This is a genomic window from Actinophytocola sp., assembly GCF_050699935.1.
GTDB lineage: Bacteria > Actinomycetota > Actinomycetes > Mycobacteriales > Pseudonocardiaceae > Actinophytocola.
Window position 1 is genome coordinate 43418 of sequence record NZ_JBOHGB010000015.1, and the last position, 11854, is coordinate 55271.

Annotated in this window: 10 protein-coding genes and 3 pseudogenes; 4 read left to right on the top strand and 9 right to left on the bottom strand. The window is 67.8% G+C overall.

Features of this window, described 5'->3' with window-relative positions; all coding sequences use genetic code 11:
* Together ACRDTB_RS08380 and ACRDTB_RS08385 are read left to right on the top strand one after the other, a co-directional pair.
* Positions 1 to 1110, top strand: a complete 1110-nt coding sequence (locus tag ACRDTB_RS08380; RefSeq protein WP_431429437.1) for an ABC transporter ATP-binding protein — start codon at positions 1 to 3, stop codon at positions 1108 to 1110.
* Complete coding sequence (locus tag ACRDTB_RS08385) at positions 1107 to 2831, top strand: ABC transporter permease (protein ID WP_431429438.1); 1725 nt, start codon at positions 1107 to 1109, stop codon at positions 2829 to 2831. The genes ACRDTB_RS08380 and ACRDTB_RS08385 overlap by 4 nt, the downstream gene beginning before the upstream one ends.
* Here ACRDTB_RS08385 and ACRDTB_RS08390 read toward each other — a convergent pair.
* The 4 genes and pseudogenes from ACRDTB_RS08390 to ACRDTB_RS08405 all read right to left on the bottom strand — a co-directional run bounded on the left by ACRDTB_RS08390 (position 2811) and on the right by ACRDTB_RS08405 (position 6115).
* Complete coding sequence (locus ACRDTB_RS08390; RefSeq protein WP_431429439.1) at positions 2811 to 3647, bottom strand: HpcH/HpaI aldolase/citrate lyase family protein; 837 nt, start codon at positions 3645 to 3647, stop codon at positions 2811 to 2813. The two genes, ACRDTB_RS08385 and ACRDTB_RS08390, sit on opposite strands and share 21 nt — an antisense overlap.
* Positions 3644 to 4600, bottom strand: a complete 957-nt coding sequence (locus ACRDTB_RS08395; protein WP_431429440.1) for a hypothetical protein — start codon at positions 4598 to 4600, stop codon at positions 3644 to 3646. The genes ACRDTB_RS08390 and ACRDTB_RS08395 overlap by 4 nt, the downstream gene beginning before the upstream one ends.
* Before the next feature lie 611 nt (positions 4601 to 5211).
* Positions 5212 to 5508, bottom strand: coding sequence for a hypothetical protein (locus ACRDTB_RS08400; protein ID WP_431429441.1), 297 nt, complete (start codon positions 5506 to 5508; stop codon positions 5212 to 5214).
* Positions 5509 to 5598: 90 nt separating this feature from the next.
* Positions 5599 to 6115, bottom strand: a pseudogene (locus ACRDTB_RS08405) (transposase).
* A gap of 958 nt (positions 6116 to 7073) precedes the next feature.
* Here ACRDTB_RS08405 and ACRDTB_RS08410 point away from each other — a divergent pair.
* Positions 7074 to 7421 (top strand): hypothetical protein, encoded by a 348-nt coding sequence (locus ACRDTB_RS08410; RefSeq protein WP_431429442.1) that lies wholly within the window; start codon positions 7074 to 7076, stop codon positions 7419 to 7421.
* Between the two features lie 51 nt (positions 7422 to 7472).
* On the opposite strand, the pseudogene ACRDTB_RS08415 reads toward ACRDTB_RS08410, so the two are convergent.
* The 5 genes and pseudogenes from ACRDTB_RS08415 to ACRDTB_RS08435 form a co-directional block, all read right to left on the bottom strand.
* Positions 7473 to 7750: pseudogene (locus ACRDTB_RS08415) on the bottom strand (helix-turn-helix domain-containing protein); the annotation flags it as partial.
* Between the two features lie 117 nt (positions 7751 to 7867).
* A pseudogene (locus ACRDTB_RS08420) lies at positions 7868 to 8972 on the bottom strand (IS701 family transposase); the annotation flags it as partial.
* Complete coding sequence (locus ACRDTB_RS08425) at positions 8962 to 9336, bottom strand: hypothetical protein (RefSeq protein WP_431429443.1); 375 nt, start codon at positions 9334 to 9336, stop codon at positions 8962 to 8964. The gene ACRDTB_RS08425 and the pseudogene ACRDTB_RS08420, both read right to left, overlap by 11 nt.
* Before the next feature lie 101 nt (positions 9337 to 9437).
* Entirely contained in the window at positions 9438 to 10046 is a 609-nt protein-coding gene (locus tag ACRDTB_RS08430; RefSeq protein WP_431429444.1) for a copper resistance CopC family protein, read from the bottom strand.
* Positions 10047 to 10259: 213 nt separating this feature from the next.
* Positions 10260 to 10547 carry a DUF3459 domain-containing protein gene (locus tag ACRDTB_RS08435; RefSeq protein ID WP_431429445.1) on the bottom strand — a complete coding sequence of 96 codons (288 nt, stop codon included), beginning with the start codon at positions 10545 to 10547 and terminating at the stop codon, positions 10260 to 10262.
* A gap of 544 nt (positions 10548 to 11091) precedes the next feature.
* Between ACRDTB_RS08435 and ACRDTB_RS08440 the strand changes: the two genes are divergently transcribed.
* Positions 11092 to 11757 (top strand): hypothetical protein, encoded by a 666-nt coding sequence (locus ACRDTB_RS08440; protein WP_431429446.1) that lies wholly within the window; start codon positions 11092 to 11094, stop codon positions 11755 to 11757.
* Positions 11758 to 11854 lie beyond the last annotated feature (97 nt).

The window sequence follows — 11854 nt, forward strand, 5'->3', positions numbered from 1 at the left end:
ATGATCGAGGTCACCGGACTCAACAAGACCTTCCGTGCGACGGGAAAGTCTGCGGCCGAGACGGTCGCGGTGAATGACATGACGTTCTCGGTCGAGCGGGGGGAGATGGTCGCCCTGGTCGGGCCCAGCGGATCGGGGAAGTCGACGCTGCTGCGCTGCCTTGCCGGGCTGGAGCCGCCGGACTCCGGGGAGATATCGATCGGCTCGCAGGTCGTGTACTCCAGCGACCGGCGGATCGACGTCCCGACCAACAAGCGCAACGTCGGCGTGGTGTTCCAGAGCTACGCGCTGTGGCCGCACCTGACCGTCGAGGAGAACGTCGTCTATCCGCTGCGGCGGCGCGGTGTCCGGGAGAAGCAGCGCGTCGAGCTCGCCGAGCGGTATCTGGAACTGGTCTCGTGTGGCCCCGTGGCCAAGCGGTACCCGCACCAGCTCAGCGGCGGGCAGCAACAGCGGGTCGCACTGGCCAGGGCGCTGATCTACGAGCCACCGGTGGTGCTGTTCGACGAGCCGCTGTCCAACCTCGACGCGACCCTGCGTGAACAGCTGCGCTACGAGCTGCGCCGGATCCAGAAGGAGCTGAAGTTCACCGGCGTCTACGTGACCCACGACCAGCAGGAGGCGTTCACCGTCAGCGACCGCACGGCGCTGCTCTCCCACGGTGACCTGTTGCAGTACGGCACCGCGGCCCAGCTCTACGACGCCCCCGAGAGCGCGGCGGTCGCGTCGTTCCTCGGCGCGACGAACACGCTGCGCGGCACCGCCACCCAGGCGGCGGGCCGGTGGACGCTCGCCACGGAGGCCGGTCAGCTCGACGCGACCGGCGCCGTGCACGGGGCGCTGACGGTCGGGGGAGAGGCGGTGTTGCTGGCCCGTGCCGACGAGGTGTCCGTCCGCCCGGGCTCCGGAGCGGGGCTCGCCGGCCGCGTGCTCGACGTGTTGACGCTGGGCAACCGACGTGAGTACGTCGTCGTGCTCCGGGGCGGCACGCGCTGGCGAGTGCGGATGGCGCCGCCGTTCCCGGAGGTCGACCGCGACACGACGGTCGAGGTGGTGGCGGGACGTACCTACGTCTATCCGGCCGGCGACAGCTCGGGGAGCGAGGCGTGAACCGGCTCGCGGCCGTCTCGCGGAGGTTGCCCACCCTCGCCGTCGTCGCGCTGCTGGCCGTGCTCATCGGTTACCCGATCGGTCTGCTGTTATGGCGGACGATCGTGCCCGAGGACCGCCCGGCGCAGCCCGCCCGGCTCTTCGGCCCGTTCGTGGAGGCCTTCACCAACGACGCGACGCTGAGCGCGCTGTGGGGCACGCTGTGGTTGACCGCGATCGTGCTGGTGATCGCCGTGCCGCTCGCCGTGCTGCTGGCCTGGGCCGCCAGCTGCACCGACGCCCCGCTGGCGGGCAAGCTCGCCTTCCTGCCGATCATCTCGCTGGCCATCTCGCCACTGGTCGGCGCGATCGGCTGGCTCATCCTGCTCTCTCCACGGGCGGGGCTGCTCAACGTGCTGCTCCGATCGGTGTTCGGCATGGACAGCGTCGACGGGCCGCTCGACGCGCACAGCCAGCCAGTGATCATCCTGGTGATGGTGCTGTACATCGTGCCCTATATCTACGGGCCCACCTTCGCGGCGTTCGCCCGGATCGACGGCTCGCTCTTCGAGGCGGCGCGGGCCAGCGGCGCCAGCACCATGACCGCCGTTCGTACGGTGGTGGTCCCGGTGATCCGCCCGGCGATCCTGGCGGGCACCCTAATCGGCGGCGTCAGCGCGGCCGCGGTGTTCGCCATCCCACTGGTGCTGGCCGGCGGCACCGGGCTGCGCGTCATCCCCACGTTGATCTACCAGGCAGTGGTCGGCGAGGGCCGACTGGACATCGCCACCGCGTTGGCCTCCATACTCGGCGCGCTGACGATCGTCGGTATGGCACTGTACCTGCGCGCGCTCGGCCCAGCCAGCTTCGCCACCATCACCGGCAAGGGCCTGCGCCGGCTGCGGATCCGGCTGGGCGGGTGGCGGTTCGTGCTGACCGGCATCGTGGTGGTGTACCTGTGCCTGTCGATCGTGTTGCCACTCGGCGCGTTGGTCTACCTGTCGTTCTCCGGGTTCTGGTCGGCGAACGTGTTCTCCCAGCCGCTGTCGCTCGGCCAGTACGACCTCATCCTCAACTCGACCGAACACATCAGGGCGCTCGTCAACAGCGGCTGGATATCGGCGCTCGCCGCGTCCCTGGCCCTGCTGCTCGGCTCCCTCGGCGCCTACGTGGCGTTGCGGCGCGGGGGCCGGGTCGGCAAGTCACTGTCCTACGGGTTCATCCTGCCGATCGGCATCCCGCCGATCGTGGCCGGCGTGGCGATCCTCTACGCGTTCGTCGGCCCGCCGTTCCCCCTGTACGGCACGGTCGCGATCATGGTGGTCGGTTACGTGGTGATCGCCTTGCCGGTGTCGTTCCAGTACGCGGAGTCGGGACTGCGACAGATCGGCCGGGAGCTGGCCGAGGCAGCTCAGACGGTGGGCGACACCCCGGGCGGCACCCTGCTCCGCATCACGGCGCCCCTGGTCCGACGGCCGCTCTTCGTGGCGTGGGGGATCGTGTTCATCAACCTCTTCCGCGACCTCGGTGTCTCGGTCATGGTGTACACGCCGCAGACCCTGGTCGCGCCGATCTCGCTACTGGGCTTCTTCGAAACGGGTTCCCTACCCACCGCGGCGGCCTACTCCGTCGTCATCACCGTCGTGTCCGGCGTGGTGGTGTGGGTGATCCTCTTTCTCAACCACGAGCGGCGGCAGAAGGAACGCGGACGGAAAACCCCGCTATCGGCCGTCGGCCGGTGAGAACCGCTCGTGCCGGCGCAGGAGCCGTTGCGCCAGGGTGACCACCGGCGCGTCGATCATGGCGCCATCGAGGACGGTGACGCCGCCCGGTGCGACCGCGGCGGCCTCGACCACCCGCCGTGCCCACTCGACGTCCACATCGGACGGCAAGAAGGCACGGTTGACGGCCTGTACTTGCCGGGGGTGGACGCAGAGTTTCCCGCTGAACCCCACCGTGCGTGCGACGTCGATGTCGTCGTCCAGCACCGCCTCGTCGTCCAGTTGGGTGGTCACGCCGTCGATCGGCCCGGGGAGACCGGCCGCGGCCGAGGCGACAACCAGCGCGCCGCGGCTCCATACGAACGCGGCGTGCGACGTCGGCGCGACGCCCAGGGCCGCCGCGAGGTCGATGGTCCCGAGGGCGAGTCGTATCACGCCAGGGGCGGCCGCGATCTCGCCGGCATCGCGCACCCCGAGCGGCGTCTCGATCAGCGGGATCAACGCGTGCTGCTGTCCGAGGCGGTTGTGGACGTCCTCGACCTGTGCGGTCGATTCAGCTTTCGGCAGCATGACCGCGACGCGGCACCCGGCCAGCGCCGCGATCTCCTGTTCGTGGGTGGCCGTGCCGACCGCGTTGACCCGAACCACGGCCGGGTTGTCGGCTTGGACCCAGCGCAGGACGTTGTCCAGCGCAGCACGTTTCTTCTCCGGCGGCACCGCATCTTCGAGATCCAAGATCACGACGTCGGCGCCGCTGCCCCGCGCTTTGTCGAACCGCTCCGGCCGGTTGCCGGGGACGAAGAGCAGGCTGCGCGAGTCCGCGGCGGGATTGTTCATGCCAGCACCGCGGTGAAGCGCCAGTCCAGCACGGGACGAGTGCTGCCATCGGGATCGCGGGCATCCACTTCGGACCGCAGATCAACGAGCCCACCGCCCGCCGACAGCGGGTGCAGTCCCGTGACGGTGAGCAAGGATCCGAGAGTGTCGCCCTCATGGACAGGACCGGTGTGGTCGCAGCCCTCCCACCCGGCGACGGTCACCATGGCTGGCAGCGCGCGCGTAGCCTGGTGAAAGGCGAGGCCGATCGTGTGTCCGCCGTAAACCAACCGGCGGCCCCCCGCCGCCGCGGCGTCGTGATGAACGCTCGCGAGATTGCCCGTGAGGCGGGCGAGTTCGGGAGCGCTGGACACGAGATCCCGTCCGCTGATTCGCCAGGAGTCCCCGACGGCGAGGGCGTCGAAATGCCGGCCGGGCACCCGATTCCGGAACGCCTGAAGGTTCCAGGCCTCGACGCCGGCGGCGAGTTGGTCCGGCCTGGGTTGGCGTCCGATCTGGTTGAGATCGTCCGCTCGATCGATCGACGCGTCCTCGGAGGAGAGTGGAATCATCGCGCAGCGCCAGTAATCGAGCACAACTCGTTGATGTTGATCAGTCGTGGTGATGTGGAGCGCGGCTTGGCCAGTCGGCGGGCGCCCCGGCTTACGGCGGGTCTCCCGCAGTCCCTCCACAGTAGTCACAGTGGTCAGCGTGACGCCGACCTGCGGGAAGCGCCGGAAGAACAGGCCGCGGTAGAAGAGGTTCGCCCGCACGTTCTGGGTCACGTACGTGGATTGTCCGATTGAGACGTCCCACACCAGGGCGGGTGAAACCATGCCAGGCTCGCCGATCACGGCATCCGCGAGGCCGTGATCGAGGCTGAGCCGCAACCGGTTACCGACGACACTTCTGTGCGTCGCCTGGATCCCGTCGGTAAGCGTCAATGGCGGTGCATCGTCGAACGTCTGACCCACCGTCAGCTCATCGGCATACGGTCCACGCAGAATTATTGGCACAGTCGGTTGCTCATTCATCATGTCAAAGTTTTCCAAATATGCGACCAAAGCTCAACGTCGCTATACCGCTCCGCCGTGAGATTGTTATCACACGTCTCGCCGCCCGGGCGTCCGCCAGCGCCCCGCGGTGAGTCAGAAAGCGAACAGCGATGCTCGCGAACTTTCGTTTGAAATCGCCCGCAAATCGAAACCATGACCAGGTTCAGAGAATACCGCGTGCGCCAACCGGTTGATCGTGGAGCCTGAGTACCGCCGCTTGCCTGCGGGCTGATGTATTTCCCGGGGACGAGTTGATACCATGCAGCTCAACGACTTCGTCACCTGGATCAACGCCTACTGCGCCACCCACCACCGGGCCGACGTCATCCCCCGGTCAACAAGCGGCCCTGGCGGCTAATACTACAGCGGCAGGGTGTGATGTTTGGTGTGTTGTCGCTGGTAGTGGCTGTGTCGGGCGCGGGTTTGGTGGCGGCGACGCCAGTCTGACAAGTGATCGGTGTGTGTTTCGGGCCGGTTCGGGTGGGTCAGAATGGCCCAGAGTCGTCTGATTTCGTTGCAGGATAAGGGGATCAGTTGTTCGATGTTGCTGATGGTGCCCCTTTTTGGTCGTCTCGAAGGCGTTCGCGGTGTGCGGTGACGGCGAGGAACGCGGCGGCGAGCATGGACAGGGTGATGCGCCGGTACCAGGCGTCGTACTTGCGGACCTGGTAGTCGTCCAGGCCGGTCTCGTTCTTGGCGAACTGGAATGTTTCCTCGACCGCCCAACGGGATCCGGCTACTCGAACGAGTTCAACGATCGGTACGGGCGTGCTGGTGTGGCAGATGTAGTAGGCCAACTCGCTGGGCTTGGAGATCGAGCGCCGCACCAGCAGCAGGTGCTCGTCGGCGCCGGGATCGATGAGAAGCCAGTCATAGAGGCGCTGTCCTTTGCTGACCTGGCCACAGGACAGGCGTTGTCAGCCTCGTTTCGGTGCGGCCCCGGCGAGTTCATCGGCTCGACGGGGTCCGGTCGGGGTGGTGAACCTGGCGTCGCAGGACACGGCCATGACGTAGTCGATTTCTTGCTCGTCCAACCAGATCCGTAGGCCGGGGTTGTCGCCGTAGGCCTCGTCTGCAGTGAACCGGCCCACCACCTGTTTGCCGTGCTCGGCGATGATCCGTTCCAGCATCCGCCGCGCCAGCCTCGGTTTGGTGGCGAACTCGACCTTGCCGCCCGTCTCGGCTCCGATCCCGGCTTCGGCGCAGCGGTCCCCGGTCATCGGTCCACGACCTCGGTACATAGAGCTCTCGGTCGACCAACGCCCGCCCACGCGGCGACACGTAGGTGAGGAATACGCCGAGTTGGCAGTTCTCGACCCGCTCAGCCGTGCCGGGGTACTGCCGCCGCACACCGGCGGACTTGGTTCCCTTCTTCAGAAATCCGGTCTCGTCGGCCACCACCACCCCGGCGGGATCGTCGAGGTTGTCCAGCACATAACCACGCAGATCATCACGAACCGCATCGGCGTCCCAGCGATAGAAGTTCAGCAGCCGTGCATCCCGCCCGGGGTCAGATCACCAGCCTGCTTGGCGATGGTCCAGGAGTTCTTCCGCCTGGTCACCGCGCTGGAGTTGGCGGGCTGGCCGGTCCAGGTCGAGCACCATCCGCAACACGCGGCGCTGCGTTCCTACGCCGGCCCCGCCACCGTCGACATATCTCCGGTCCGGCGAGCCGGCGCGGGCGTGGACCGGCGACGAGCATCCCGACGAGCCCAAGGTGTTCAACCTGGCCGCTCCGCTGCAAGTCACGGTACGGGCCCCGATGCTCGCCGGGCTCTCCCCGGAGTTGTTGGGTCGGGTCACCGGTCTCGACGCCCACGAGATCCCCGGCGACCGGCCGGTCGGTCAGATCGTCGCCGAGATCGACCAGGTGCTCGGCGCGGCCCGTCGTCGGGACGTCGCCGACACCCCCACCAGCGCCGAATGCGGCATCTGCGATGACAGCTACCCCCCGAGGCGGGCCTGTTCGAACCGACCCCCAGTCCGGTTCAGGTCTGTTCGTGCTGCCCGTTCGACGGCGACCTGCTCGGGCCCGGTCCGACCTACCTGGCGTATCAGATCGACCAGGCCACGACGCAGGACCTGGCAATGCCGGCTGGATGGGCCGGCGTCCAGATGCTGCTGTGCTGCCTTGGCGGCCCTAACCTGCCCGAGTTCCTCGACACCGCGTGGCGGGCTGCCGGGACCGTCTACGAGCCGCTGGAGTACTGGTCGGACCCGGCGACGGTGTGGATCTGGTTGCCGTCCCCATCGCACCGGCCTGCCGCAATGGCCGAACTCGGCTGCGGGGCGTCGGTGGCGCACATCACGGCCGCCCTCGACCGGGCACACCCTGACCTGCGCGCCGCGTTCCGCACCCAGCTGGACCAGGAGATCACCGAGTACCTGCGTAGTGACTACGGCGACGACTTCGAACACGACACCGAAGCGGCCCGCAGCCGTGACAGGCTACAAGTACCCGAGGCTGTCCTCGATCGGTTCTGGCCCGCCGCCATCGCCCCACACCGTCGCGATACTGACCCAGCAGGACGACCGGCCGACCCGCCGCAGCCCGTGGCACGTCCTGGAATCGTTCGAACTCACAGACTGGATCCACGCCCTCGACCCCTACCTGGACGCCTACCACGTCGAAGCCGTCCTGCGCGACGCCATCCCCTTCATCCGCGACACCCTGGACCCGGCCGACCATGACAGTGAGCCGGCGGGCACCGCCGATTCTTCACCTGGTGACCCTGTCTAAAGAGCTCGGCCGCACTCCGCACGGGTCTCCGGCGTCGGTGCTGGTACCGGGCTCGAGAGTGATGCGCCGGGCGGAGTGCTTGTGGCCGCGGCGCAGCCGCTCGATGCTGGCCACCACGTCGGCAGGGGTGGCAGTGGATTGATGATGCGGGACGCTGGGCCGGTCGGCCAGACCCGCCTCACCGAACTTACGGTGGCGGTTCACCCACTTCGACGCGCACTGCCTCGAGACACCCATCTCAGCGGCGACATGCGCGATCGGACGGGTCTGGCAACGCTGCACGAGACGGCGACGGCCTCCACGGACAGCGGGGCATTACGGTGGAGCATCAGACGGGTCTTTCCGGTCAGCGGATGTGTTGGTCGCACTTCCATCCTGCCGCCGGAAGACCCGTCCCTCGTCTCAGGCCCTACCCGCCGTCACCAACGTCATGACCCGCAACAGTTGAGGGTGGACAGCCAGTATTTGACGGGTTCGGGTTTGTCCGGGGGCCATTCGGCGATCAGTCACTCGTCGGGCAGGCTGCTGTCTGGGTGGTGGGGGATGTTGCGGTTGGCGAGCGGACGCGGATGGCCAGGAAGTGTCCCCGCATCGCCGCGGTGGGGTTGTTCTTGGTTTTCTTGCTGCCTTTCCGCCAGGTGACCTGTCGGCAGGTATCGCGCCCGGCGGCGAGCGCGAGTTCGCGCAACGTGTTGGGTGGGTTCGGGTAGCGCGGTTTGGGTGGACGGCCCCGGCCGGTCGGCGGGGCAGGCTGGGTTGGCACCGCGTCACCAGGGTGGGCGGTGGCGGTGGGATCGACCTGTAGCACGTAGGGCAGGCCGCGTTCGGTCAACCCCAGCCGGAACTCCGCGGCGTCCCCGTAGCCGGAATCACTCACCACCGGCCGCTTCGGCAACCCCACCCACCAGCCGACCCGTCCGACCCGTCCGATTCGGTGCCGTCCGATTCGGTGTCGGTTGGGGTGAGCATCTCGTCGAGCATGTCCAGTGCCTGTCGCCATTTCTCCCGGTGCCGCACCTCGTCGGGGATCCCGGCCCGCGCACGCCGAGCACACACCTGCTCGGCAACCGCCGGGTCGTCGATGGTGGTGTCATCCCACGAGGGTGGGCAGAACAGCCGCCAGTTCGCCGCCAGCGAGGCGTGATCGGTGACCATCTGCACGCTCACCCCGATCTGACAGTTCCCGACCTTGCCCAGCGTGCCCGAGTACTGCCGGGCCACACACGGCGACGACGTGCCGTGTGTGGCGAACCCGCTGTCGTCCACCACGTACGCCTCCGGCGCGATCGCCTCCACCGCCCAGCGCGCCACGTTGGCCCGCACCACCCGGTAGTCCCAGGTCGAGGACGTGATGAACTGCTGCAACCCCTGATGATCCACCCCAAGCCGCTCCGCCATCGGCTGCATCGACTTCCGCGCCCCATCGGTCAACAGGCCACGCATATACAACTCGCTCTTGGCCCGCTGATCCGACCGCGCCGGCCCACCCAGCATCTGCCCAGCGAACTCCACCAACCGCGGACGCACCCGCTCAATCTCCTCAGGAGTCACACCAGAAACACAACCACCATCCACAAAGGACAATCAAGCTGACACGCCGACATAACAAAGCACTACTAGAGTGACGCCGCCGAAATCGGACTGGCGGGCGACTGTGTGGTTCAACCCCTGGATGTATCAGAACGCCGAGCAGGTGTGGGCTGGTCTCGCGCATGCGATCATCAGCCAGGTCACCGACCGCCTTCGGCCCGGCGACCGCGAACGCTTCGAGACTCATCTCCACGCGCTGCTCGAAGTCGTCGGTGATCACCACCCGGCGCTCCGCGAGTGCCTGGCCGGCCAGGTAGACCTTCGGACAGCCGCAGTCGCAGGTGCCGCAGAAGGTCGCCACGTGCCGCCAGCCATCAGCCATCATCTCCCTCTCCCAGGAGGCCGTTCCGATCAGGGTCGTCCTGACGGTCGGCTACGACCGGCGGTGGATTCCGGCGAGCACGCGGCTTCACCCGATCGAGGACCTCAGGACCGGCTGGACCGGCCTACCCGGAACGCCTCCAGCACCCCGATGGCGAGCACTACGACCGCGCCGAGAATCCACACCCAGGCGGGAATCCCGCCCGAGTCGCTTGTGGTCGCCGCGTCCGACACCGCACCGGACGCCCCATGAGCCGCCGCATGGGCCGCCGCATCGGACGCCGTGGACGATGCGGTGCTCGGCGGCGTCGTGGTAGTCGGCGGCCGCGGCACTGCCGAGGTGGTGACGGCGGAGACGATCGTGAACGTGACCGTGCCGGTGACCGCGTCGCCGTCCTCGGCGATCACCTTGTAGGTAAGCGTGTAGGGGCCGGCCGGTCCACTCGGCCGCACTGGGGCGGTCACCACCGGCCCGGTGGCGGTGGCCTTTCCGACGGTCCACGACGCGCCGTTCCCGCCGGTGACCGTGATCGGGTTCGCGGGGAGCGTCACGTGCCCGGTGAACGAGAGCACGATCAGCTTTGGCGCGGCGAGCGTCGCGCCCTCGGCGGGTGAGCTCCCGTTCAGCTCCGTTTGCGCGAACGCGGGTGTCGCCGTGGCCACCACCGCCGCCCCGCTGAGCAGCAACGCGGCCGCGGCTCGTCGAACGCTCATCGCGGTGTCCTCCACAGTCGCCCGCGGTTGTGTGAGGTCCGCCATCATGCCCCATGCGACCGCGTGGGATGTCGGGCAGTCGCGGTGGGAACTTTCGGTCGCCTGGGCACGACAGCCAGCGACGTGCAGTGTCAGACCTGAAGGGGCGACCGCATGCCAGGACGACCGGCGCCACCGCGAAGGACTCGGGCGGGACGCTGATGTGGGCGCCGGTTAGGTCGGGGGTGGCCGACACCAGGGGACCTCCGTGGCGGGGCGGTCCAGGAGGATCTTCGCCTCTGTGGTGCCGAGGTTGACGATCACCCGGCGCTGCCCGCGGTGTAGGACCAGCCACGAGTCGCCGGCCTCGACGGTGAACTCGTCCAGGCGCGGGTCGGCCAGCTCCGGGTGGGCGCGGCGCAGGCCGATCAGCGCGCGGTAGGTGTCGTACACCGCGCGGTGCGCCGGGTCGGACAGCTCGGACCAGCGCAGCGTCGAGCGGCGCACGGTCGCCTCGTCCATCGGGTCCGGAACCTCGGCTGCGCCCCAGCCGTGATCGGCGTAGACCAGCTATGAAGATCAAGATCGCGTTGTCACTCGCAGTGTCCAGGGAATCACCCCATGGCCGGTCGCTCCATTCCTGACGTAGGTAATTCCAGCCCTCGGCCTTCACACACTTGTCGTTCGCCGGAATGCGCCAGTGGCAACCCAGTTATGATCCGGGGCGACGCGTTCGTAATGCGTCACAGTGTTCGTCCGCCCGATATACAGGCACACCTTTAACCCCGTGTGTGCCCGCGAGGTCACCACCTGGGCGCCAGCACCGCATCGACCCGTGGCTACGCGAGCACTTGGCCGACGCACCACCGCATCACACTCCCATACTCGCGCCGTTCGCTCGCTGGTATCTGCTACCGAAAGCGCGGCGTTCGGCGCGTCGGCGAGGAGTCGGTGAGTCCGCCATCACCACGATCCCTTCCAGCGTTCTCGCTGCCTCCCGGCTACTGACGTGGCTCGACACACTCCACATCAGTCTGACCAACCTCACTCAGTCGCATGTGGATGAATGGCTCGATACCGGCCGGGGCCACTACCGTACCTGTACCCGTTCATCGCCTGGGCCGCCAAGCACCAGCTGATCGACGATGACATCCGCGTGCCGGTTCCCCAGTATCCGCCGAAGCTGCGGCATCTCAGCACCGAGGAGCGAACCGCACAGCTGCGCAAATGCCTGGACGACAACGAGATGCCGCTGCATCTGCGTGTCGGTGCAACACTCACCATCCTCTTCGGCTTCCCGATCACCGCAACAGTTCGCCTGCGCCGCAGCGACATACTTACCGATCGTGACGCAACGTTCCTGCGCGTTGGTAGCCATCAACTCGCGCTTCCGTCCAGGCTCGCCACGCTCGTTCACGAACTGGCCAAACAACCGCCGCCGGCAGGCAGTGGCCTCGGACTGGCAGTGCAATCGTCCACGCTGCTGTTTCCTGGACGGTCCCCGCAGCGGCCGCTCGCGCCGACCGACCTCTACCGACAGCTCGCGGCCCGCGACATCAGCGTCCTGCCCGCCCGCAACAGCGCCCGGCTCGCGCTCGCCGCCGAAATGCCCGCCCCGATGCTCGCCGGCCTCACCGGCATCGAGATCGTGACCGCCGTCGCATGGAACGCACGAGTCGGCCATGACTGGACGGCGTTCGTCGCAGCACGGGCCTCCTCAATAACGATCTGACGCGCACAAAGGTGAAAGGTGATTGTGTCCGCGGGTCTGGACCGCGCTGCTAGCGGATTCTGACCCGCACAAGTTGATCATTGCTGTGATCAACGTC